Below are 24093 nucleotides of genomic sequence, written 5' to 3' on the forward strand. Positions count from 1 at the left end.
GCGGGAGCCTCGCGGCTCCCGCTGCGGCTTACCAGGTTTGGGTGGCCTTGAACTTCTCGATACCGGCTTTCATGCCAGCGTCGATTTCGTCATTGAAGTCACCTTTAACGTTGATCTTGGCCATCAAATCGGCGTGATCGCGGTTGAAGAAAGCGATCAGCGCTTGTTCGAAGCTGCCGATCTTGGCGATTTCAATGTCAGTCAGGAACCCACGCTCAGCGGCATACAGCGACAGCGCCATGTCAGCGATCGACATTGGTGCGTATTGCTTCTGCTTCATCAGCTCGGTAACGCGCTGACCATGCTCAAGTTGCTTACGGGTCGCTTCGTCCAGGTCAGAAGCGAACTGGGCGAATGCCGCCAGTTCACGGTACTGAGCCAGAGCGGTACGGATACCACCGGAGAGCTTCTTGATGATCTTGGTCTGAGCGGCACCACCCACACGGGATACCGAAACACCGGCGTTCACTGCAGGACGGATGCCCGAGTTGAACATGGCCGATTCCAGGAAGATCTGACCGTCGGTGATGGAAATCACGTTGGTCGGAACGAACGCGGAAACGTCGCCAGCCTGGGTTTCGATGATCGGCAGTGCGGTCAGGGAACCGGTTTTGCCGGTCACTGCGCCGTTGGTGAACTTCTCTACGTATTCTTCCGAAACGCGGGATGCGCGCTCCAGCAGACGGGAGTGGAGATAGAACACGTCGCCTGGGTAAGCTTCACGGCCTGGTGGACGGCGCAGCAGCAGGGAAATCTGGCGGTAAGCCACTGCTTGCTTGGACAGATCGTCATAAACGATCAGCGCGTCTTCACCGCGGTCGCGGAAGAATTCACCCATGGTGCAACCGGAGTACGGTGCCAGGAATTGCAGCGCAGGAGATTCCGAAGCACTGGCAGCCACGATGATCGTGTTGGCCAGGGCGCCGTTTTCTTCCAGCTTGCGAACCACGTTGGCGATGGTCGATTGCTTCTGACCGATGGCTACGTAGACGCAGAAAATGCCGCTGTCTTTCTGGTTGATGATCGCGTCGATCGCCAGAGCGGTTTTACCGATCTGACGGTCACCGATGATCAGCTCACGCTGACCACGGCCGACAGGGATCATGGCATCGACAGCCTTGTAGCCAGTCTGTACAGGCTGGTCTACCGACTTACGCCAGATCACGCCCGGAGCAACTTTCTCGACCGCGTCGGTCTCGGTGTTGCCCAGTGGACCTTTGCCGTCAACAGGGTTACCCAGTGCGTCGACTACGCGACCCAGCAGTTCCTTACCAACCGGAACTTCGAGGATGCGGCCAGTGCACTTGGCGCTCATGCCTTCAGCCAGAGACTGGTAAGCGCCCAGTACAACGGCACCTACGGAGTCTTGCTCCAGGTTGAGGGCCATACCGTAGACGCCGCCCGGAAACTCGATCATCTCGCCGTACATAACGTCGGCCAGACCGTGAATCCGCACGATGCCGTCAGATACGCTGACGACAGTGCCTTCGTTACGGGCTTGGGAGGTCACATCGAGCTTGTCGATGCGGCCCTTGATAATTTCACTTATTTCGGAAGGATTGAGTTGCTGCATTGCTCTGCTGCCCCTTCAAACTCAAGATTTCAATGCTTCGGCAAGTTTCGCGATTTTGCCGCGAATCGAGCCATCGATAACCAGGTCGCCGGCGCGGATAACGACACCACCTATTAGGGCAGCATCCTCCGCAACTTGCAGGCGCACTTCCCGGTTGAGTCGTGCACTGAGAACCTTGGCGAGTTTGTCTTGCTGTTCTTGGTTCAATGCAAAAGCACTGGTCACTTCAACGTCTACCGACTTCTCTTGTTCGGCCTTGTACAGGTCGAAAAGAGCGGCAATCTCCGGCAGAAGCGGGAGACGGTCGTTTTCGGCAACGACATTGATGAAGTTCTGTGCCTTGGCATCAAACTTGTCGCCGCACACGTCAATAAACGTGGCGGCCTTTTCTGCGCTCGTCAGTCGCGGGGCCTTGAGCACGCGCTGCATGGTGTCGTCTTGCGACACCGCTGCAGCCAGGCCGAGCATGGCTGACCAATTGGCCAGTTGCTGGTGGGCCTGAGCGTGCTCGAAGGCCGCCTTAGCGTAAGGTCGGGCCAACGTGGTCAGTTCTGCCATGATCGCCCTCGCTTAGATTTCAGCAGCCAGTTGGTTAACCAGCTCTGCGTGCGCGTTTTGATCGATTGTGGCACCCAGGATCTTCTCGGCGCCGCCGACAGCCAGCAAACCCACTTGGGCGCGCAGCTTGTCTTTGACACTGTTCAGTTCCTGTTCGATCTCGGCTTGAGCCTGAACCTTCACACGGTCAGCGTCGACACGGGCCTTTTCAACGGCCTCTTCGACAATCTGGTTACCGCGTTTCTTGGCTTGCTCGATGATTTCAGCTGCCTGAGCTTTCGCTTCGCGCAGTTGCTGACCCGCTTTTTCTTGGGCCAACTCCAGGTCGCGAGCTGCACGGCTGGCAGCGTCCAGACCATCAGCGATCTTCTTTTGACGTTCGTGCAGAGCAGCGATGACCGGAGGCCATACATACTTCATGCAGAACAGTACAAAAATCAGGAACGCAACGGACTGGCCAATCAGGGTCGCATTAATGTTCACGCCAACACCTCGCAGTTACGTTGTCCATCACATCAAATTACTCGGAAGAATCCGGGTAATTAGCCAGCGATCTGACCAACGAACGGGTTCGCAAAGGTGAAGAACAGAGCGATACCAACACCGATCATGGTTACGGCGTCGAGCAGACCGGCAACGATGAACATTTTAACTTGCAGCATTGGAACCATTTCTGGCTGACGCGCTGCGCCTTCCAGGAACTTGCCGCCCAGCAGGCCGAAACCAATTGCGGTACCCAGTGCGCCCAGGCCGATCAACAGTGCAACAGCGATAGCGGTTAGACCAACTACAGTTTCCATCTTTCCTCCCGACTTTTACGTCGTATGGTTTAGGTTTTTTAGATTAAAGCGGTAAAACAAATCGTTTCAGGTGCCCTGTGAAGAGCCCCTTCCCGTTTGACCGGGAAGGACATCAGACTAGTCGAGACTGGCCTTAATGGTTTTCTTCGTGCGCCATCGACAGGTAGACGATGGTCAGCATCATGAAGATGAACGCCTGCAGCGTGATGATCAGGATGTGGAACACAGCCCACGCCCACTGCAGAACAACGCCCAGGCCGCTCAGCCAGAGCAGGCCGCTGCCGAACATCACAGCGATCAGAATGAACACCAGCTCGCCGGCATACATGTTGCCGAACAGACGCAGAGCCAGAGAGATCGGCTTGGCGATCAGGGTCACGAATTCCAGCAGGAAGTTCACCGGGATCAGCAGGGCTTGAACGAAGATGTTCTTGCTGCCGAACGGGTGCAGGGTCAGTTCGCCGATGAAGCCGCCGAAGCCCTTGACCTTGATGCTATAGAAAATGATCAGTGCGAAAACCGAGAACGCCATGCCCAGGGTCGCGTTCGGGTCGGTAGTCGACACGGCGCGGAACGGGATGTGGTGGTCGCCGGTGATCAGGATGGCCAGCTGAGGAATCCAGTCGACCGGTACCAGGTCGACGGCGTTCATCAGGAACACCCAGACGAAGATGGTCAGTGCCAGAGGTGCAATCACCGGGCTACGGCCATGGAAGCTGTCTTTCACGCTGCCATCGACGAATTCGACCAATACTTCAACGAAGTTCTGCAAAGCACCCGGCTGACCCGAAGTCGCTTTCTTTGCCGCCATGCGGAAAAGAAGTACGAAGATCAGACCCAACGCGACCGACCAGCCAAGGGTATCGACGTGGAAAGCCCAGAAGCCCATTTCTTTGGCTTCTGCTGCGGTATGGGCAAAGCCCCAGCCGCCGTTAGGTAGCTGACCGAAGGTCAGGTTCTGCAAGTGGTGCTGGATATAGCCCGAAGCGGTTGTTTCTGCCATGGTTGCCTCAAACGCCCTAAGGTCTCGAAAGTCTTGTTCTCATCAGCAGGGGAGCGAACCAGCTGACCGACTGAGTCAGCACGAACGCGCCGAATACAGCTATCGGCGCCAGTGGCTTCACACCTGCAAACACCAGTGCAAAGAGCACTGCCGTCAAAATCAGTTTGCCTGCCTCGCCGGCGTAAAAGGACCGGACGATGGACTGGGCTGCTCGGGCGCCGGAAAACCGAAATGCCTTGTGAGCGAAATAAACATTGGGCAGCAAGGCTATCAGGCCTCCGCAAAGTCCCGAGTATCCGGCAACGACTCCGTGCCATTGCCAGAGCGCCAAAGCGGCAATGAGCAAAATGACAAACTGAGCCATTAACACCGGAAAAACCGCCAGGCGATGGAACGGCAGGCGGTTTGGCTTGCGGCTTTCCATCAAGTTTGCTCTCCAATGGTCGGCTGCCAGAATTCAATAACTTGGCATAATTTGTGCCGACAAAATGCGCGCAGAGTATAGGGGCGGTTCTGCCCCTATTCAACTGTCAGGTAGTGATTTCCGACTGCGCGCTACATGAGGAAATGTTTCAGCGGATGTGTGCGAGCACACCTTGAAGCTCATCGAGGGAGTTGTAACCGATCACCAACTGGCCCTTTCCCTTCTTCCCATGGCGAATCTGCACCGCAGAGCCTAGGCGCTCGGCCAGACGCTGTTCAAGGCGGGCGATATCCGGGTCGGGTTTGGTCGCTTCCACAGGCTCCGGTTTGCCACTCAACCACTGGCGAACCAGTGCCTCAGTTTGGCGCACGGTGAGACCGCGTGCGACAACATGTCGCGCCCCTTCCACCTGCTGATTGTCCGGCAGACCGAGCAAAGCACGGGCATGCCCCATTTCCAGGTCGCCATGGGACAGCATGGTCTTGATGACTTCCGGCAGTGCAATAAGCCGCAACAGGTTAGCCACAGTGACGCGGGACTTACCCACAGCCTCGGCGACCTGCTGCTGCGTCAGCTGGAATTCCTGCTGCAAACGCTGCAGGGCCACCGCTTCTTCGATCGGGTTGAGGTCTTCGCGCTGGATGTTCTCGATCAGCGCAATGGCGATCGCGGTTTCATCCGGCACATCGCGGACCATCGCCGGGATGGTTTCCTGCCCGGCCTGTTGACTCGCGCGCCAGCGGCGTTCACCAGCAATGATCTCAAAACGGCCACCGCCAATCGGGCGCACCACGATCGGCTGCATCACGCCTTGCGCCTTGATCGACGCTGCCAGTTCTTCCAGCGCCTGCGGATCCATGTCGCGGCGCGGCTGGTATTTGCCGCGCTGCAGCAGATCCAACGGCAAGTGCTGCAGTTCGCGGGTGTCAGCTTGCGCCGCTTGTTCTTCCAGCGCGCTGACGGTCGGACCACTCAGCAGTGCATCCAGTCCACGTCCGAGACCTCGTTTCTTGACGGCCATGGGGATTCCTTAAGTTGCCTGAGCGGCGGCGATGCGTGAGTTTTTGCGCTGACGGCGAACCATCTCGCCGGCCAGGGCCAGATAAGCCAGGGCGCCGCGCGATTGCTTGTCGTAGGCCAGCGCCGGCATGCCGTAGCTCGGCGCTTCGGCCAGGCGGATGTTGCGCGGGATCACCGTGTCGTACAGCTGATCGCCGAAGTGTTCCTTGAGCTGCGCCGAAACGTCGTTCATCAGGCTCAGGCGCGGGTCATACATGGTCCGCAGCAACCCTTCGACTTTCAGGTTCGGATTCAGCAGTTCAGCGATGCGCTTGATGTTATCCACAAGGTCGCTGAGACCTTCAAGCGCAAAGTACTCGCACTGCATGGGGATAATTACCCCGTCAGCAGCAACCAAGGCGTTCAGCGTAAGCATCGACAGCGACGGCGGGCAGTCGATCAGAATGTAATCGTAGTTTTCGCGGATTGGCGCCAGCGCGCTGCGCAGACGGCTTTCCTTCATCTGCATTTCCAGCAGCACGACTTCGGCCGCCGTCAGATCGCGGTTGGCCGGCAGCAGTTGGTAACCGCCATGTTCGGAATAGTGCATGGCCTGAGCCAGATCACATTCGCCGATCAGCAGGTCGTAGACCGAGTTTTCCAGGCCGTGTTTATCCACACCGCTACCCATGGTGGCGTTGCCCTGTGGATCGAGATCGATCAACAGCACCCGGCGCTTGGTCGCGACCAGGGATGCTGCGAGGTTGATGCAGGTGGTGGTCTTGCCCACACCACCCTTTTGGTTCGCTATCGCGAATACCTTAGCCATTCTTGCTTGTGTTCCCAATCATGCCGTGCGGCGCAGTATCAGCAGATGGCGTTGGCCTTGGCAACCGGGTACGGCCAGGGCGTGTTCGCTATCGAGTTTGAAGTCTGCCGGCAATGCTACCAGCTCATCGGCCGGATGAACGCCCTTCATTGCCAGCCAACGTGTATCGGCGTCGCCTAAGTGGCGAGTCCAGTTGGTGAAGTTTTCCATGCTGCTGAACGCCCGGGAAATGATCCCGTTGAACGGCTGCGCAGGCTGGAACGCTTCGACACGACTGTGGATAACTTGCAGGTTATCCAGTTTAAGTTCGAGTTTGACCTGGGTCAGGAAGCGGGTTTTCTTGCCGTTGCTGTCCAGACAAGTCACTTGCGAGTCCGGATACAGGATCGCCAACGGGATTCCCGGCATGCCGCCGCCGCTACCGACGTCGAGCCAACGGCCGTTTTCGATGAACGACATCACGCTCAGGCTATCGAGCAGGTGACGCGAAACCATTTCGTCCGGATCACGCACCGCAGTCAGGTTGTAGGCCTGGTTCCATTTGATCAACAGGGCCAGATAACCCAGCAGCAATTCATGCTGGGCTTCAGTGAGGTTGACACCGAGCTCGCGGGCTCCTGTGGATAACTCTTCGGCGTGTTGCGAAGTGACCTTAGAACTCAAGCGCTTTGCTCCAACTGACGGCCCGCGCCGCGTTTTTTCAAATGAATCATCAACAGCGAAATCGCTGCCGGGGTCACACCCGGGATCCGCGAAGCCTGGCCCAGCGTCTCTGGTCGAGTCGCGCCGAGCTTGCTCTGGATCTCCTTGGAGAGACCGGAAATGTTGGTGTAATCGATATCCACAGGCAATTTCGTGTCTTCACTGGCGCGCAGACGGGCGATTTCGTCCTGTTGACGGTCGATGTAACCGGCGTATTTGGTCTTGATCTCAACCTGTTCGGCGACCTGTGGATCTTCGGCGCCATTGCCGGTCACTTCGACCAGACCAGCGTAGTCGATTTCCGGACGGCTCAAGAGGTTGAGCAAGTTGTATTCGTGAGTCAGCGGTGTGCCGAATTTCTCGGCAATCGCATCGCCCTGCTGCGTATTCGGGCGAACCCAAGTGCTCTTCAGGCGCTGTTCTTCCAGCTCGATGCTTTCGCGCTTCTTGCAGAAGGCTGCCCAACGCGCGTCATCGACCAAACCGAGCTCGCGACCTTTTTCGGTCAAACGCAGGTCGGCGTTGTCCTCGCGCAGGATCAGGCGGTATTCGGCACGGGAAGTGAACATGCGGTACGGCTCTTGGGTACCGAGGGTGATCAGGTCATCGACCAACACACCGATGTACGCTTCATCGCGACGCGGACACCAGGCTTCTTTGCCCTTGGCGCGCAGTGCGGCGTTGGCCCCGGCCAGCAAACCTTGGGCGCCAGCTTCTTCGTAACCGGTGGTGCCGTTGATTTGTCCGGCAAAGAACAAACCGCCGATGACTTTGGTTTCCAGGCTGTACTTGAGGTCGCGCGGATCGAAGTAGTCGTACTCGATCGCATAGCCCGGACGCACGATGTGCGCGTTTTCCATGCCGCGGATCGATTGCACGATCTGCAATTGCACGTCGAACGGCAAGCTTGTGGATATCCCGTTCGGATACAGCTCATGGGTGGTCAAACCTTCCGGTTCGATAAACACCTGATGGCTTTCCTTGTCGGCAAAGCGATGGATTTTGTCTTCGATCGACGGGCAATAACGCGGGCCGATGCCTTCGATCTCGCCGGCAGCGGAATACATCGGCGAACGGTCGAGGTTCGCCGCGATGATTTCGTGAGTTCGGGCGTTGGTGTGAGTAATCCAGCAACTGACCTGACGTGGATGCTGTTCTTTGTTACCCATGAACGACATCACCGGGATCGGCGTATCGCCTGGTTGCTCGGTCATTACCGAGAAATCCACAGACTTGCCGTCGATACGCGGCGGTGTGCCGGTTTTCAGGCGACCGACACGCAGCGGCAGTTCACGCAGACGGTGAGCCAGTGCGATGGACGGCGGATCACCGGCACGACCGCCGGAAAAATTCTGCAAACCGATGTGGATAAGTCCGCCGAGGAACGTACCGGTGGTCAACACCACGGAATCGGCGAAGAACCGCAGACCCATTTGCGTGACAACACCACGGACTTGTTCCTGCTCGACGATCAGGTCGTCAGCAGCTTGTTGAAATATCCACAGGTTCGGCTGGTTTTCCAGAATTTCGCGGACAGCGGCTTTGTACAGAATTCTGTCAGCTTGCGCACGGGTCGCCCGTACGGCCGGGCCTTTGCGGCTGTTCAACACGCGAAACTGAATGCCACCCAAATCGGTAGCGGTGGCCATCGCGCCGCCGAGGGCATCGATTTCCTTGACCAGATGGCTTTTGCCAATGCCACCGATGGCCGGGTTGCAACTCATGGCACCGAGGGTTTCCACGTTATGCGTCAGCAACAGGGTTTTTGCCCCCATACGTGCTGAGGCCAGTGCTGCCTCGGTACCGGCATGACCGCCGCCGATGACGATCACTTCAAAACGGGAAGGGAAATCCACCACGCACCTCGTGCCTGCTTAAGTAGGTAATTCAGGAATAGTTTGAGATCAGGTTTCTGAACCTGGTCGACAAGTATAGGGACTTCGCCCTTCCTAAAGAACCCTTTGCACAAAATTTAACCAGCTGTGGAGAACTCGAGGTTAAAAGAATAAAAAAGAGAGAAATTTATAAAACCTTTGTTTTTATGTTTATTTCTACTGAGCACCATTTCTGTGGATAGATTGCTACAAGCCTTTATATTCAATATGTACAGACTTTCAAAACCCTGTGCTCATGTGCCAATGAGAGCCTTGGATAACCGGTTTAAGCCTGTGGATTAAAGGGTTGGTTATCCACAGAGGGGGTTATGTCCAGTTTTCAGGCCCTGTTATCAACTGCCCTTAGTGGCAGTTATTCACAGGGCTTAATCCACAGAAATACGGTGAATGAAGAAATAACAGGCGCGAGAAATCCGCTCAGGGAGATGAAATCTGCCCGGCACTGGAGAAAGGTTTGAGAAAGAGGAGGCGCAGACAGGTCGCGAATGGACCTGTCTGTGGAAAGCGGAGGGTTTATTTACCGATACAGAAGCTGGAAAAAATCCGTCCCAGCAGATCATCAGAGCTGAATGCCCCGGTGATTTCCCCTAGAGAGTGCTGAGCCTGACGCAGGTCTTCGGCCAGCAACTCGCCCGCACCCGCCAGAGTCAGTTGTGCACGACCGTGTTCAAGGGCTGCACTGGCATGGCGCAACGCTTCCAGATGGCGACGACGAGCACTGAAGCTGCTTTCCGAAGTCTGCTCGTAGCCCATACAGGCCTTGAGGTGATCACGCAGGAGTTCCAGACCATCACCTGCAGATTTGGCGCTCAGGCTGATCGTCACGTGGCTATCTTCACTGACTTCCAGGGAAATGGATTCACCAGTCAGGTCTGCTTTGTTACGAATCAACGTAACCTTGGCCGGATCCGGGCGGGTTTCGAGGAATTCAGGCCACAAGGCAAACGGATCCAGTGCTTCCGGAGCGGTTGCATCGACCACCAGCAGCACCCGATCTGCCTCGCCAATGGCTTTCAACGCCCGTTCAACACCGATCTTTTCCACATGATCATCGGTATCACGCAGACCTGCAGTATCGACAACATGCAGCGGCATGCCGTCGATGTGGATATGTTCACGCAGGATGTCGCGGGTGGTGCCGGCAATCTCGGTAACGATCGCCGCTTCGCGACCGGCCAATGCATTCAACAGGCTGGACTTGCCGGCATTCGGACGACCGGCAATCACCACGGTCATGCCATCGCGCAACAACGCGCCCTGCCCGGCTTCGCGCAATACTGTGGATAATTCATCACGGACTTTGTCGAGCATGCTCAGCACATGGCCATCGGCGAGGAAGTCGATTTCTTCTTCCGGGAAGTCGATGGCGGCTTCGACGTAGATGCGCAGGCCGATCAGTTGTTCGGTCAAGTTATGCACACGCTGGGAAAACGCACCTTGCAAGGAACGCAGAGCATTACGCGCAGCCTGTGCAGAACTGGCTTCGATCAAATCGGCAATCGCCTCGGCCTGGGCCAGGTCGAGTTTGTCATTGAGGAAGGCACGTTCACTGAACTCACCCGGACGGGCCAAGCGGCAACCCAATTCCAGGCAACGCTTGAGCAACATATCCAGAACGATCGGGCCACCGTGGCCCTGCAATTCCAGAACGTCTTCGCCGGTGAACGAGTTCGGTCCCGGGAAATACAGCGCCAGGCCTTCGTCCAGCACCTGCTGGTCGTCGCTGAAAAACGGGCCGTAATGGGCGTAACGCGGTTTCAGTTCACGGCCGCTGATGGCTTTTGCCGCGACACTGGCCAACGGCCCGGAAATACGGACGATGCCGACACCACCGCGACCTTGAGCGGTGGCGACGGCGGCGATGGTTTCACGAGGTACGCTCATTAACCGGAATCCAGACAAAAATGACAGATAGCAAAACGCCCCACTAGGGGGCGTTTTGAGTGGTTATCCACAGTGTAAATCAAGCGGCTGCTTTGGTAGCCCGTTCGATCTTACGTGTGATGTACCACTGTTGGGTGATGGACAGGCAGTTGTTCACAACCCAGTACAGCACCAGACCTGCAGGGAACCACAGGAAGAAGAAGGTGAAGATGATTGGCATCATTTTCATGACCTTCGCCTGCATCGGATCCGGCGGAGTCGGGTTCAGCTGCTGCTGGATGAACATGGTTGCGCCCATGATGATCGGCAGAATGAAGAACGGATCCTTGATCGACAGGTCAGTGATCCACAGCATGAACGGCGCCTGGCGCATCTCTACGCTTTCCAGCAGAACCCAGTACAGCGAAAGGAAAACCGGCATCTGCACGAGGATCGGCAAGCAGCCGCCCAGCGGATTGATCTTCTCTTTCTTGTACAGCTCCATCATGGCTTGCGACATTTTCTGCCGGTCATCGCCATGTTGCTCTTTCAATGCAGCCAGTTTCGGCGCAACGGCACGCATGCGCGCCATCGATTTGTAGCTGGCAGCCGACAGAGGGAAGAAAAGACCCTTGATCAGCATGGTCAGGAAGATGATCGACCAGCCCCAGTTACCAACGATCGCGTGGATGTGTTGCAGCAGCCAGAAGATTGGCTGGGCAATGAACCACAGAATGCCGTAGTCGACGGTCAGTTCCAGACCTGGGGACAACTCTTTCAGTACAGCCTGGCTTTTCGGACCGGCGTACAGCACAGCGCTGGTTTCAACTTTGGCACCCGGAGCAGCGGTCAGTGTAGGACCGGTGTAACCGATGATGTAGTTGCCTTTGCTGTCTTTACGGGTCTGGACGACATTGTTCTCGCCCTTGGCCGGAATCCACGCGGTCACAAAGTAGTGTTGCAGCCAGGCTACCCAACCACCGGTGACGGTTTCCTTCAGTTGCGCCTTGTCCATGTCCTTCATGGACACTTTCTTGTACGGCTCCGAACTTGTCCACAGGGCAGCGCCCAGGTAAGTCGCGGTACCAGTAGCGGTTGTGGACGAAGGATCCGCGCTGTTGTCGCGTTTCAACTGAGCAAACATTGCGCCGTTCCAGGGCTGAGCGCTCTGGTTATCCACAATGTAGGAAACGGCTACGTCATACAGGCCGCGTTTCAGGGTGAAACGCTTGATGTAGTTGACGCCGTCCTTGCTGAATTTCAGGTCGACGACCAGTTGGTCCTGACCGTCAGCCAGTTGATAAGTCTTCTTCTCCGAAGAGTAGACCGGACGACCGGCCGGATTTGCATCCGGGCCATTGGTGCCGATCAGGCCGCTTTGGGCCAGATAAACACGTTCGCCACCGTTATCGAACAGCTGGAACGGCACATCAGGACGATCCTGACGACGTGGATACAAAGGCAAAGTCAGTTGAGCAACATCACCACCTTGTGGATCGATCGCCAGATCGAGCACGTCGGTTTTGATCTGGATCAGATCCTTGCTGGCGGCTACCGGTGTTTCGGCAGGTGCGCTGGTATCGCTAGCGGCACGCGGAATATCGTCACTGGCGGCAGCATTATTGCCAGTGGCGGTATCCGGCAAACCGGATGTAGTCGTACTGGAAGCAACATTCTGAGTCGGCAGGGCAGCCTGACCATAGTCCTGGTTCCATTTAAGGACCATAACGTAGGCCACGATTGCCAGGGCGACGATCAGGATCGTGCGTTTGATATCCATGATTACTCGGCCATCGAAGAAGAACGGGAGGTAGGGATAGGTGGAACCGGGTCATAACCACCGGGATTCCACGGATGACAGCGACCTAAACGACGAAAGGTCAGCCAGCCACCGCGCAGAAGGCCATGATTTTCGATGGCTTCATACGCGTAGCAGGAACAACTGGGGTAGAAACGACAGTGACTGGCCATCAAAGGACTAATGGCATAGCGATAAAACTGGATCGGAACGAGGGCCAGTTTACGCATCTGGACTGTCTACCCCTACAGTTTCGGTTTTGACTTCTGGAACTGGCTTGCTGCGTGCCAGACGCTTCCAGAGCTTGCCGAAATGCTGAATCAATTCGGGGTTTTCTACATCGCCCAGACCTTTGCGCGCGACGATAACGATGTCCCAGCCAACCAGTGAATCCTGGTGCAGACGGAACGATTCGCGCATCAAACGTTTGAGGCGATTGCGCTCAACGGAGAGCTTTACGCTCTTTTTCCCGATAACCAGCCCGAGACGGGGGTGATCAAGATCGTTGTTGCGTGCAAGGAGCAGGAGATTTTTCCCCGGAACCTTGCCGGTAGGGGAGTCAAAGACTGCCTTGAAATGCCGGGGAGTAAGCAGACGCTTTTCCCGACTGAAGTCCTGACTCACCTCCAGTACCGGATTATCAAACTGCCAGACGCGCACGACCTTTGGCGCGGCGACGCGACAGGACAGCACGGCCGTTCTTGGTAGCCATGCGAGCACGGAAACCGTGGGTACGGGCGCGTTTGATAGTGCTTGGTTGGAAAGTACGTTTCATGTCGTGTTACCTGGTTCGTCCACAACGGGCCGGAATGGCCCCCGTTTTAAGAGACCGGGGATTCTAGAGAAAGCAAGCCTTCAGGTCAATTTCCAACCAGCGTTTCCTTATAAATAGATCTCAGGGCTGTCTCTGGCTGAAAGCCTGTCTGCCAAACATAAAAATAAAGAAGGGAATTATTTAAAGCTTTTCTGTAAAGCTTATAAAAGCTAGGGATGCCTCCTTCTGTGGATAAGTGGTATCAGCCCTTATTTCGCCTGATGTACAGAGAATGACAACTACAGTGGAAAACCGTGTTCAGCCTGTGCTGCACTATCGGATAACCTGTGTGTGGAAAGGCCTGTTATCCACAGGCAGGTTATCCACCGAGTTCAACCCCCAGTTGTCCAGTGCCCTTAGAGGCGGTTATCCACAGAGCTTATTCACACACCGTTGGTCGCCTTTTTTCGATTTAACGCATTGATAAATCATGGTCACCGGGCAACCTGCATGTGGATAAGTGGACCGCTCGCCGCTACAATGGCCGCTTGTTTTTGCCTCACCGGCTTTCAACTTAGGGGATATCCGTGTCAGTGGAACTTTGGCAGCAGTGCGTGGAGCTTTTGCGCGAGGAGCTGCCTGCCCAACAATTCAACACCTGGATCCGTCCACTACAGGTCGAAGCCGAAGGCGACGAGTTGCGCGTCTACGCACCGAACCGTTTTGTGCTGGATTGGGTCAACGAAAAGTACCTGGGCCGCGTCCTTGAACTGCTGGATGAGCATGGCAACGGCACGGCGCCGGCCCTCTCCTTATTAATAGGCAGCAAGCGCAGCTCGGCACCGCGTGCCGCACCGAATGCACCGCTGGCTGCCGCGCAGGTTTCCCAGGCTCAGGTCAATGCCGCACCTGCGAACGTGCAGGCACCGACGCAGACGCCCGCACCGACGGCCAAGCGCTCGACGCAGAAAAGCCCTGAAGTCAGCGATGAACCGTCTCGCGACAGTTTCGATCCGATGTCCGGTGCCGCTTCGCAGCAAGCCCCGGTTCGCGCCGAACAGCGCACCGTGCAGGTAGAAGGTGCGCTCAAGCACACCAGCTACCTGAACCGCACCTTCACCTTCGAAAACTTCGTCGAAGGTAAATCCAACCAGCTCGCCCGCGCGGCGGCCTGGCAAGTGGCGGACAACCCCAAGCACGGTTACAACCCGCTGTTCCTTTATGGTGGCGTCGGCCTGGGTAAAACCCACTTGATGCACGCGGTGGGTAACCACCTATTAAAGAAGAACCCGAATGCCAAGGTTGTGTACCTGCATTCCGAGCGCTTCGTGGCCGATATGGTCAAGGCGCTGCAACTGAACGCGATCAACGAGTTCAAGCGTTTCTACCGTTCGGTGGATGCTTTGCTGATCGACGACATTCAGTTCTTCGCCCGCAAAGAGCGCTCGCAGGAAGAGTTTTTCCACACCTTCAACGCCCTGCTTGAAGGTGGCCAGCAGGTCATTCTTACCAGTGACCGCTACCCGAAAGAAATCGAAGGCCTTGAAGAACGCCTCAAATCCCGCTTCGGCTGGGGCCTGACGGTAGCTGTCGAGCCGCCGGAACTGGAAACCCGCGTGGCTATCTTGATGAAGAAGGCCGACCAGGCCAAAGTCGAGTTACCGCATGACGCCGCGTTCTTCATCGCCCAGCGCATTCGCTCCAACGTCCGTGAGCTTGAAGGTGCGCTGAAACGCGTGATCGCCCACTCGCACTTCATGGGCCGCGACATCACCATCGAGCTGATTCGCGAATCCCTGAAAGACCTGTTGGCGTTGCAGGACAAACTGGTCTCTGTGGATAACATTCAGCGCACCGTCGCCGAGTACTACAAGATCAAGATCTCGGATCTGCTGTCCAAGCGCCGTTCGCGCTCGGTGGCTCGTCCGCGTCAGGTCGCCATGGCCTTGTCCAAGGAACTGACCAACCACAGCCTGCCGGAAATCGGCGATGTGTTCGGCGGCCGCGACCACACCACGGTGTTGCACGCCTGTCGAAAGATCAACGAACTTAAGGAATCCGATGCGGACATCCGCGAGGACTACAAGAACCTGCTGCGTACACTGACCACTTGATGAACACCAGCGCAGCTTATTAAGGCAAGGGACTAGACCATGCATTTCACCATTCAACGCGAAGCCCTGTTGAAACCCCTGCAACTGGTCGCAGGCGTCGTCGAGCGCCGACAGACCTTGCCGGTACTCTCCAACGTGCTGCTGGTTGTCGAAGGCCAGCAACTGTCGCTGACCGGTACCGACCTCGAGGTCGAGCTGGTTGGTCGTGTGCAACTTGAAGAGCCGGCTGAAACAGGTTCCATCACCGTGCCTGCGCGCAAGCTGATGGATATCTGCAAAAGCCTGCCCAACGACGCGCTGATCGACATCAAGGTCGACGAGCAGAAGCTGGTGGTGAAGGCTGGCCGTAGCCGCTTCACCCTGTCGACTCTGCCGGCCAACGATTTCCCGACCGTTGAAGAAGGTCCGGGCTCGCTGACTTGCAGTCTTGAACAAAGCAAACTGCGTCGCCTGATCGAACGCACAAGCTTCGCCATGGCCCAGCAGGACGTGCGTTATTACCTCAACGGCATGCTGCTGGAAGTGTCCGAAGGCATCATCCGCGCTGTGGCCACCGACGGTCACCGTCTGGCCATGTGCTCGATGAAGGCCGATATCGGCCAGCCAGATCGCCATCAGGTGATCGTGCCGCGCAAAGGTATTCTGGAACTGGCGCGTCTGCTCACCGAACCGGACGGCAATGTCAGCATCGTGCTGGGTCAACATCACATCCGCGCCACCACCGGCGAATTCACCTTCACCTCGAAACTGGTTGACGGCAAGTTCCCGGACTACGAGCGCGTTCTGCCAAAGGGCGGCGACAAGCTGGTATTGGGCGATCGCCAGGCCTTGCGTGAAGCGTTCAGCCGTACCGCGATTCTGTCCAACGAGAAGTACCGTGGTATCCGTCTGCAACTGGCCAGCGGTCAGTTGAAGATCCAGGCCAACAACCCGGAACAGGAAGAAGCGGAAGAAGAAGTGGGCGTTGAATACAACGGCGGCTCCCTGGAAATCGGCTTCAACGTGAGCTACTTGCTCGACGTGCTGGGCGTGATGACCACCGAGCAGGTTCGCCTGATCCTGTCTGACTCCAACAGCAGTGCGCTGGTACAAGAGTCCGACAACGACGATTCGGCTTACGTTGTCATGCCGATGCGTCTGTAATCAGCTGACCCTGGATGTCCTTAAGTCGTGTTTCGGTCACCGCGGTGCGCAATCTGCACCCGGTGACCTTCTCCCCCTCCCCCCGCATCAACATTCTTTACGGCGCCAACGGCAGCGGCAAAACCAGTGTTCTGGAAGCCATTCATCTGCTGGGGCTTGCCCGTTCGTTTCGTAGCACGCGGCTGTTGCCGGTCATTCAATACGAGCAACTCGCCTGCACCGTGTTCGGTCAGGTCGAATTGGCTGAGGGTGGGCACAGTGCGTTGGGGATCTCGCGCGATCGTCAGGGCGAGTTCCAGATCCGCATCGACGGCCAGAACGCCCGCAGTGCTGCGCAGCTGGCGGAGATCCTGCCGCTGCAGTTGATCAACCCCGACAGCTTCCGCTTGCTTGAAGGTGCGCCGAAGATTCGTCGACAGTTTCTCGACTGGGGCGTGTTCCACGTCGAGCCGCGCTTTATGGCCACCTGGCAGCGGTTGCAGAAGGCCCTGCGCCAGAGAAACTCTTGGCTGCGACATGGTACACTTGACGCCGTTTCGCAAGCGGTTTGGGACAGGGAACTGTGCCAGGCCAGCGCTGAAATCGATGAATACCGCCGCGCGTACATCAAAGCCTTGAAACCAGTCTTTGAACAAACCTTGAGCGAACTGGTTGAGCTTGAAGGTTTGACGCTCAGCTATTACCGAGGCTGGGACAAAGACCGGGAATTGAGCGCCGTACTGGCTGGATCCGTGCAACGGGATCAGCAAATGGGTCATACCCAGGCCGGACCGCAACGGGCTGATTTGCGTCTTAGATTGGGCGCTCACAACGCCGCGGACATATTGTCCCGGGGTCAGCAGAAGTTAGTGGTCTGTGCACTACGGATTGCCCAAGGGCATTTGGTCAGCCAGGCCCGTCGCGGTCAGTGTATTTATCTGGTGGATGACTTGCCGTCCGAGCTGGACGAGGGCCATCGTCGCGCGCTGTGCCGTTTGCTGGAAGACTTACGCTGCCAGGTGTTCATCACCTGTGTAGATCACGAATTATTGAGGGAAGGCTGGCAGACGGAAACGCCAGTCGCTCTGTTCCACGTGGAACAGGGCCGTATCACCCAGACCCACGACCATCGGGAGTGAAGGCATTGAGCGAAGAAAATACGTACGACTCAACGAGCATTAAAGTGCTGAAAGGCCTGGATGCCGTACGCAAACGTCCCGGTATGTACATTGGTGACACTGACGATGGCAGCGGTCTGCACCACATGGTGTTCGAGGTGGTCGACAACTCGATCGACGAAGCCCTCGCCGGCCACTGCGACGACATCAGCATCATCATCCACCCGGATGAGTCCATCACCGTTAAAGACAACGGCCGTGGCATCCCGGTAGACGTGCACAAAGAGGAAGGCGTTTCCGCCGCCGAGGTCATCATGACCGTCCTCCACGCTGGCGGTAAGTTCGACGACAACTCCTACAAGGTCTCCGGCGGTCTGCACGGCGTAGGTGTATCGGTAGTGAACGCACTGTCCGAAGAACTGGTCCTGACCGTTCGCCGCAGCGGCAAGATCTGGGAACAGACCTACGTCCACGGCGTACCTCAGGCACCGATGGCCATCGTTGGCGACAGCGAAACCACCGGTACCCAGATCCACTTCAAGGCTTCCAGCGAAACCTTCAAGAACATTCACTTCAGCTGGGACATCCTGGCCAAGCGCATTCGTGAACTGTCCTTCCTCAACTCCGGTGTCGGCATCGTCCTCAAGGATGAGCGCAGCGGCAAGGAAGAGCTGTTCAAGTACGAAGGCGGCTTGCGGGCGTTCGTTGAATACCTGAACACCAACAAGACTGCGGTCAACCAGGTGTTCCACTTCAACATCCAGCGTGAAGACGGCATCGGCGTGGAAATCGCCCTGCAGTGGAACGACAGCTTCAACGAGAACCTGTTGTGCTTCACCAACAACATTCCGCAGCGCGACGGCGGTACCCACCTGGTGGGCTTCCGCTCGGCCCTGACGCGTAACCTGAACAACTACATCGAGCAGGAAGGTCTGGCGAAGAAGCACAAAGTCGCCACCACCGGTGATGATGCCCGTGAAGGCCTGACCGCGATCATCTCGGTGAAAGTGCCGGATCCGAAGTTCAGCTCGCAGACCAAAGACAAACTGGTGTCTTCCGAAGTGAAGACTGCGGTCGAGCAGGAGATGGGCAAGTACTTCTCCGACTTCCTCCTGGAAAACCCGAACGAAGCCAAGCTGGTCGTCGGCAAGATGATCGACGCTGCCCGTGCCCGTGAAGCGGCGCGTAAAGCTCGTGAGATGACCCGCCGCAAAGGCGCGCTGGACATTGCCGGTCTGCCAGGCAAGCTCGCTGACTGCCAGGAAAAAGACCCTGCGCTGTCCGAACTGTATCTCGTGGAAGGTGACTCCGCGGGCGGCTCTGCCAAGCAGGGACGTAACCGCAAGACCCAGGCGATCCTGCCGTTGAAGGGCAAGATCCTCAACGTCGAGAAAGCGCGTTTCGACAAGATGATCTCTTCCCAGGAAGTGGGCACCTTGATCACCGCGCTGGGCTGCGGCATCGGTCGCGACGAATACAACATCGACAAGCTGCGTTATCACAACATCATCATTATGACCGATGCTGACGTCGACGGTTCGCACATCCGTACCCTGCTGCTGACCTTCTTCTTCCGTCAGTTGCCGGAGCTGATCGAGCGCGGCTACATCTACATCGCCCAGCCGCCGCTGTACAAGGTCAAGAAAGGCAAGCAAGAGCAATACATCAAAGACGACGACGCCATGGAAGAGTACATGACGCAATCGGCTCTGGAAGATGCGAGCCTGCACCTGAACGAAGAGGCCCCAGGCATTTCCGGTGAAGCTTTGGAGCGTCTGGTAAACGACTTCCGCATGGTGATGAAGACCCTCAAGCGTCTGTCGCGCCTGTACCCGCAAGAGCTGACCGAGCACTTCATCTACCTGCCGGCCGTGAGCCTGGAAATGCTTGGCGACCACGCCAAGATGCAGGACTGGCTGGCCCAGTACGAAGTCCGTCTGCGCACCGTCGAGAAGTCCGGTCTGGTCTACAAGGCCAGCCTGCGTGAAGACCGTGAACGTGGTGTATGGCTGCCGGAGGTCGAACTGATCTCCCACGGCCTGTCGAACTACGTCACCTTCAACCGCGACTTCTTCGGCAGCAACGACTACAAAACCGTCGTCACCCTCGGCGCTCAACTGAGCACCCTGCTCGACGACGGCGCGTACATCCAGCGTGGCGAGCGCAAGAAGGCAGTCACCGAGTTCAAGGAAGCCCTCGACTGGCTGATGGCGGAAAGCACCAAGCGTCACACCATTCAGCGATACAAAGGTCTGGGCGAAATGAACCCGGATCAGCTGTGGGAAACCACCATGGACCCAAGCGTGCGCCGCATGCTGAAGGTCACCATCGAAGACGCCATTGGCGCAGACCAGATCTTCAACACCCTGATGGGTGATGCGGTCGAACCTCGCCGTGACTTCATCGAGAGCAATGCGTTGGCGGTTTCTAACCTGGATTTCTGATTCCGGCTGGCGCCATCAAAAAAGGCCAACGCAATGCGTTGGCCTTTTTTTATTTTTCTGGTTTGCCATTTTCAACCATTCCGAGCATGTGCTCGGAATGGTCTACTCGACCGCAGATGCGACGCTTTCTAAACGATACCCATACCCATAAATCGTCAGCAACTGCCAACCCCGATCCGCCGTCAGCCCCAATTTGTTACGCAGCCGATAGATATGCGTATCCAGCGGTCGCGACGACGCCATCTCCTCGTGCGGCCAAAACCGCTCATACAGGTAGTCCCGCGACAATGGCCGGCCCAGATTGCTGAACAGGCACCGGGCGAGTCGGTACTCGCGTTCGGTCATGACAATCGGTTTGCCCTCGCGGGTAACCGTCAGTTCAGCGTCATCAAATGTCAAATCATTAAAGCTCAGCACCTCACTTGCAGCCGCGCGTTGCTGGCTATGCCGACGCAGCACCGCCGCCACCCGCGCCTTCAACTCATTCGGCCGGAATGGCTTGCTGACGTAATCATCGGCGCCAGCGTTCAAGGCCTGGACGATATCGCTCTCGCCATCGCGACTGGTCAGCATGATCGCCGCTGGTGGCGCTTCCATGTGTTCGCGGGTCCAGCGCAGCAGGGCCAGGCCGGTCAGGTCTGGCAGTTGCCAGTCGAGGATCAGCAGGTCGAAGGTTTCCCGGCGCAACTGGCGCAGCAAGTCTTCGCCACGCTCGAAGCTGTGCAGCGACCATGGCTGATCGCCGGCATCGGCCATTTGCTGCAGGGTTTGCTCGACCCGGCGCAGTTCGGCGGGTTCGTCGTCCAGAATCGCAACGCGCATTCGCGGTTATTCCTTGTTGCTGGGGCAGTTGGCGGACAACCATAGTCGCTCGGCCCAAGCTGTGAAAGTAAGCGGCCCGCCGTTGGTCGACGTCCGCTATGATTCTTCGGGTCTACGTCTCAGACCTGTGGCCCATGAAACCATTCACACTGCCCTGCCCTTTTTCCCCATGAACAATCAGCGTCGGCGTGAAAGCCGTGAACCGAGCCAGGTGCAGCGATTGTTTCGACAGTTGGTGCGCGAATGGTTGTGGATAAGTCTAGTGCTGTTGCCGCTGACTGCGCTGCTGTCTTATCGCGCGCAGATTAACCTGCACGATGCGTCTGCCGCCAAAGGCGCCCTGTTGTCGGTCGCCTTGGTGGCCGGCAGTCTTGGGCTGCTGTTGTGGCGCCCGCGCTGGGCGCTCTGGGTCACGTTGATCAGCATGGCGTGCGCGTTGCTGACCAGTGCAGGTTTAGCGGAAACGCGCCGCTGGTGGTCGCCGACGCCAGCCGTGTTGGGGATGTTGTTCGGTTATCTGATCTGGAACTGGCGGCGCCTGAGCGTAGTGCTGACTTATTTCGGCTGGGAGCTGGCACGACTGGACAGCGAGCCGAAGGTTTTCCCCGAACGCCGTCGCTCGCAATTCACCGGTGCTGATCGCTTGCAGGGGCAGATCATGGCGCTGGAACAGGCTATGAGTCGCACCCGTGATACCCGGCGCTTTATTGCCGACGGTCTGGAGTACTTGCCCGTCGCCACACTGATCAGCGATCCCAAAGGCCAGATCCTGCTGGGCAATCGCAAGGCTCGCCAGCTATTCGATCACAATCTGGTGGGGGACGACGTCCTCGATCAACTGGCCAGCCTCGGTTACCCGGAGTTGTCCACAGAGTTGCGCCCGTCACTGTCGGCCATTCCGCTGTTGGAGTTTCGCGATCACAAGGAACGCAGCCTGCGCCTGGAGCGTGCCGCCCTGCTGCCGGTGGACGGAGACACCCCGATTGGTTGGCTGCTCAGCCTCACCGATCTCAGCGCCGAACGTGCCGCCGAGGAACAACGCGGGGTATTGCTGCGCTTTCTTTCCCACGACTTGCGTGCCCCGCATTCGGCGATCCTCGCCCTGCTCGATGTTCACCGCCATCAGGCCGGGGCGGACTCGCCGTTATTCGAACAGATTGAGCGGCAGGTGCGTCGCGCGCTGGATCTCACCGATGGTTTCGTCTTGCTGGCGCGGGCCGAGTCCGAAGCCTATCAGTTCCAGCCGAGCCTGTTCGCTATGTTGGTGCTGGACGTGCTGGATCAGGCCTTGCCCATCGCCCAGCAGAAACGCATCGAACTGCTGCACGACATGGATGAGCAATCCCAGGAGCGCCTGATCATGGCTGACCAGGGATTACTGACGCGTGCGCTGTTCAACCTGCTGGAGAATGCGATCAAGTACAGCCCGGCAGATACCACGATTGAACTACGAGTCAGTTGCCAAGGAGAGTGGCTACGTTGCGAACTGACCGATCAAGGCAAAGGCATCGCCGAACAAGAGTTGCCCGACCTGTTCAGTCAGTACCGACGTTTTTCCTCCGCACAAGGCATCGACGGCGTTGGCCTGGGCTTGTCGATGGTCAAAGCGGTGGTTGATCACCACGGCGGCAAAATCTCGTGCCACAGCATGGTCGATCAAGGCACCACATTTCTTTTCGAATTACCGTTGATCGCCGAGTGAACAGGCACAAAAAAACCGGCTATATCAGCCGGTCTTTTTACATCCGAAAAAAACTTATGCACGTTTTACGGTGTTTTATGAGCTTGAGAAATATATAAGTAAATCAATTACTTAATTTCAATATTCAGGCTTTTTCAACAAAACCGTACACAGGTTATCCACAAAATCTCAGACAGCGATCTGATCGCTTGCAGCCGGTGCTTGCGGTGCCGGTGGCAGCGAACCCATTTCCCGTTGAGTCTTCTCGTTCCACGCTTGTACGCGGTCGTTCAGATCAGCAATGGCGCGAGGCCCTGTGCCTTCGGCATACATCGGCTCACCGATGACCACGGTGATCACCCCGGACTTCTTGCCCCAGCCGATTTTCGGCCAGAATTTGCCGGCATTGTGTGCAATCGGCAGGACCGGAAGCGCCGCATTTACCGCCAAAGCGCTACCACTGCGGGAGAACTTGCCGACAGTGCCAAACGGCACGCGTGTGCCTTCAGGAAAGATCAGCACCCAAACGTTGTCCTTGAGCAGCTCGTCACCTTTGGCGGCGACTTGTTTCAGTGCAGCTTTCGGGTTGTCACGGTCAATCGCGATTGGCCGCAGCATGGCCATGGCCCAGCCAAAGAACGGTACATAAAGCAGCTCGCGCTTGAGCACCTGGCTCAACGGCGAAAAATAAGCGGAGAGAAAGAACGTCTCCCAAGTGCTCTGGTGGTTCGACTGAATCACGCAGGGCCGGTCAGGTACGTTTTCCGCGCCTTTGATTTCGTAACGGATACCGAGGAACACCTTGGTCAACCACAAGGCACAGCGGCACCAGTACACGTTGATAAAACGATAGCGCGCCTTGAACGGCAAAAACGGCGCGATAAAAAAACTCAAGCTGCACCACAGCAGGGAGGTGGTGCCCAGCAGCAGGTAAAAGAGAAAAATCCTGATGGCCCGCAGTATCGACATAGTGACGTTTACCGTTACGGGGCAATGCCCGAATGTTCAAGCGCACTCCCGATCAATCCCTGGTCAGGAACTTCAGAAGTACTCTAGTTGTGGATAAGTTCTGCGGCAATCGCCGCCAGATCGTCAAAAATCAGAGTGCCAACCGGCAGGGTTTTGCCCTGAGTCTTTGCGCCCTTTCCGGTCTTTACCAAAACTGGCTGTGAATCGACGGCTTTGGCAGCTTCCAGGTCACCAAGGCTGTCGCCGACGAACCAGACATTGGCCAGCGTCACGTTGTAATGCGCCGCGATGGTTTTCAGCATCCCCGGTTTCGGCTTGCGGCAATTGCAGCCTTCGTCCGGCCCATGCGGGCAATACACGATCAGCCCAACTTCACCGCCCTGCTCCGCGACCAGCTCGCGCAGGCGCGCGTGCATGGCATCGAGGGTGGCGAGGTCGTAGTAGCCGCGAGCAATGCCCGACTGGTTGGTGGCGACCGCCACCGTCCAGCCGGCCTTGCTCAACTGCGCAATCGCCTCGATCGAGCCGGGCAGCGGAATCCACTCCGCCACTGACTTGATGTAAGCGTCGGAGTCGTAATTGATCACTCCGTCCCGATCGAGAATCAGCAGTTTCAACAGCAATC

Annotated in this window: 23 protein-coding genes; 5 read left to right on the top strand and 18 right to left on the bottom strand. The window is 57.1% G+C overall.

Going from position 1 to position 24093, the window contains the following annotated elements; translation table 11 throughout:
* Positions 1–28 precede the first annotated feature (28 nt).
* From atpA to rpmH, 15 genes are all read right to left on the bottom strand, one after another.
* The gene (gene atpA / locus HU754_RS00965) at positions 29–1573 is read right to left on the bottom strand and encodes a F0F1 ATP synthase subunit alpha (RefSeq protein WP_016984064.1); all 1545 of its coding nucleotides are present in this window, start codon (positions 1571–1573) and stop codon (positions 29–31) included.
* A gap of 21 nt (positions 1574–1594) precedes the next feature.
* Positions 1595–2131 carry a F0F1 ATP synthase subunit delta gene (locus tag HU754_RS00970; protein WP_007911956.1) on the bottom strand — a complete coding sequence of 179 codons (537 nt, stop codon included), beginning with the start codon at positions 2129–2131 and terminating at the stop codon, positions 1595–1597.
* A gap of 12 nt (positions 2132–2143) precedes the next feature.
* Positions 2144–2614, bottom strand: coding sequence for a F0F1 ATP synthase subunit B (locus HU754_RS00975; protein WP_003229781.1), 471 nt, complete (start codon positions 2612–2614; stop codon positions 2144–2146).
* Between the two features lie 59 nt (positions 2615–2673).
* Complete coding sequence (atpE, locus tag HU754_RS00980) at positions 2674–2931, bottom strand: F0F1 ATP synthase subunit C (RefSeq protein ID WP_003097235.1); 258 nt, start codon at positions 2929–2931, stop codon at positions 2674–2676.
* Between the two features lie 133 nt (positions 2932–3064).
* A complete protein-coding gene (atpB, locus tag HU754_RS00985) occupies positions 3065–3934 on the bottom strand; it encodes a F0F1 ATP synthase subunit A (RefSeq protein ID WP_093429553.1) in 870 nt (289 codons plus the stop codon).
* 16 nt (positions 3935–3950) lie between these two features.
* Positions 3951–4358 carry a F0F1 ATP synthase subunit I gene (locus HU754_RS00990; RefSeq protein WP_186620435.1) on the bottom strand — a complete coding sequence of 136 codons (408 nt, stop codon included), beginning with the start codon at positions 4356–4358 and terminating at the stop codon, positions 3951–3953.
* A 148-nt stretch (positions 4359–4506) separates the two neighbouring features.
* Complete coding sequence (locus HU754_RS00995) at positions 4507–5379, bottom strand: ParB/RepB/Spo0J family partition protein (protein ID WP_034152184.1); 873 nt, start codon at positions 5377–5379, stop codon at positions 4507–4509.
* Positions 5380–5388: 9 nt separating this feature from the next.
* Positions 5389–6186 carry a ParA family protein gene (locus HU754_RS01000; protein WP_008084406.1) on the bottom strand — a complete coding sequence of 266 codons (798 nt, stop codon included), beginning with the start codon at positions 6184–6186 and terminating at the stop codon, positions 5389–5391.
* An 18-nt stretch (positions 6187–6204) separates the two neighbouring features.
* Positions 6205–6849: a 16S rRNA (guanine(527)-N(7))-methyltransferase RsmG gene (gene rsmG, locus HU754_RS01005; protein WP_038359549.1), complete on the bottom strand. Its 645-nt coding sequence runs from the start codon at positions 6847–6849 to the stop codon at positions 6205–6207.
* Entirely contained in the window at positions 6846–8744 is a 1899-nt protein-coding gene (gene mnmG / locus HU754_RS01010; protein ID WP_016984066.1) for a tRNA uridine-5-carboxymethylaminomethyl(34) synthesis enzyme MnmG, read from the bottom strand. Before mnmG ends, rsmG begins: the two co-directional genes overlap by 4 nt.
* Before the next feature lie 552 nt (positions 8745–9296).
* Positions 9297–10667, bottom strand: coding sequence for a tRNA uridine-5-carboxymethylaminomethyl(34) synthesis GTPase MnmE (gene mnmE / locus HU754_RS01015; RefSeq protein ID WP_186620318.1), 1371 nt, complete (start codon positions 10665–10667; stop codon positions 9297–9299).
* A gap of 79 nt (positions 10668–10746) precedes the next feature.
* Positions 10747–12426: a membrane protein insertase YidC gene (gene yidC, locus HU754_RS01020; protein ID WP_034152190.1), complete on the bottom strand. Its 1680-nt coding sequence runs from the start codon at positions 12424–12426 to the stop codon at positions 10747–10749.
* A 2-nt stretch (positions 12427–12428) separates the two neighbouring features.
* Positions 12429–12674: a membrane protein insertion efficiency factor YidD gene (gene yidD / locus HU754_RS01025; protein ID WP_010465488.1), complete on the bottom strand. Its 246-nt coding sequence runs from the start codon at positions 12672–12674 to the stop codon at positions 12429–12431.
* Complete coding sequence (gene rnpA, locus HU754_RS01030) at positions 12667–13068, bottom strand: ribonuclease P protein component (RefSeq protein WP_042704971.1); 402 nt, start codon at positions 13066–13068, stop codon at positions 12667–12669. Before rnpA ends, yidD begins: the two co-directional genes overlap by 8 nt.
* Positions 13069–13084: 16 nt before the next feature.
* The gene (rpmH, locus tag HU754_RS01035) at positions 13085–13219 is read right to left on the bottom strand and encodes a 50S ribosomal protein L34 (RefSeq protein WP_003213577.1); all 135 of its coding nucleotides are present in this window, start codon (positions 13217–13219) and stop codon (positions 13085–13087) included.
* A 566-nt stretch (positions 13220–13785) separates the two neighbouring features.
* On the opposite strand from rpmH, the gene dnaA reads away from it, so the two are divergent.
* The 4 genes from dnaA to gyrB are packed head-to-tail and all read left to right on the top strand — an operon-like array spanning position 13786 to position 19996.
* A complete protein-coding gene (dnaA, locus tag HU754_RS01040; protein ID WP_093429550.1) occupies positions 13786–15312 on the top strand; it encodes a chromosomal replication initiator protein DnaA in 1527 nt (508 codons plus the stop codon).
* Positions 15313–15351: 39 nt separating this feature from the next.
* Positions 15352–16455: a DNA polymerase III subunit beta gene (gene dnaN / locus HU754_RS01045; protein WP_007911887.1), complete on the top strand. Its 1104-nt coding sequence runs from the start codon at positions 15352–15354 to the stop codon at positions 16453–16455.
* A gap of 14 nt (positions 16456–16469) precedes the next feature.
* Complete coding sequence (gene recF, locus HU754_RS01050; RefSeq protein ID WP_038359568.1) at positions 16470–17573, top strand: DNA replication/repair protein RecF; 1104 nt, start codon at positions 16470–16472, stop codon at positions 17571–17573.
* A 5-nt stretch (positions 17574–17578) separates the two neighbouring features.
* Positions 17579–19996 (top strand): DNA topoisomerase (ATP-hydrolyzing) subunit B, encoded by a 2418-nt coding sequence (gyrB, locus tag HU754_RS01055; protein WP_093429549.1) that lies wholly within the window; start codon positions 17579–17581, stop codon positions 19994–19996.
* A gap of 102 nt (positions 19997–20098) precedes the next feature.
* Here the strand turns inward: gyrB and HU754_RS01060 are convergent, their stop codons facing one another.
* Positions 20099–20818, bottom strand: a complete 720-nt coding sequence (locus HU754_RS01060) for a response regulator transcription factor (RefSeq protein WP_186620320.1) — start codon at positions 20816–20818, stop codon at positions 20099–20101.
* Between the two features lie 169 nt (positions 20819–20987).
* Between HU754_RS01060 and HU754_RS01065 the strand changes: the two genes are divergently transcribed.
* Complete coding sequence (locus HU754_RS01065) at positions 20988–22520, top strand: sensor histidine kinase (RefSeq protein WP_093429547.1); 1533 nt, start codon at positions 20988–20990, stop codon at positions 22518–22520.
* 168 nt (positions 22521–22688) lie between these two features.
* Here the strand turns inward: HU754_RS01065 and HU754_RS01070 are convergent, their stop codons facing one another.
* Positions 22689–23468 (bottom strand): lysophospholipid acyltransferase family protein, encoded by a 780-nt coding sequence (locus HU754_RS01070; protein ID WP_093429546.1) that lies wholly within the window; start codon positions 23466–23468, stop codon positions 22689–22691.
* Positions 23469–23551: 83 nt separating this feature from the next.
* A complete protein-coding gene (gmhB, locus tag HU754_RS01075; RefSeq protein ID WP_186620322.1) occupies positions 23552–24091 on the bottom strand; it encodes a D-glycero-beta-D-manno-heptose 1,7-bisphosphate 7-phosphatase in 540 nt (179 codons plus the stop codon).
* Positions 24092–24093 lie beyond the last annotated feature (2 nt).

The sequence above is a fragment of the Pseudomonas zeae genome (genome assembly GCF_014268485.2).
Classification (GTDB): Bacteria; Pseudomonadota; Gammaproteobacteria; order Pseudomonadales; family Pseudomonadaceae; genus Aquipseudomonas; species Aquipseudomonas neuropathica.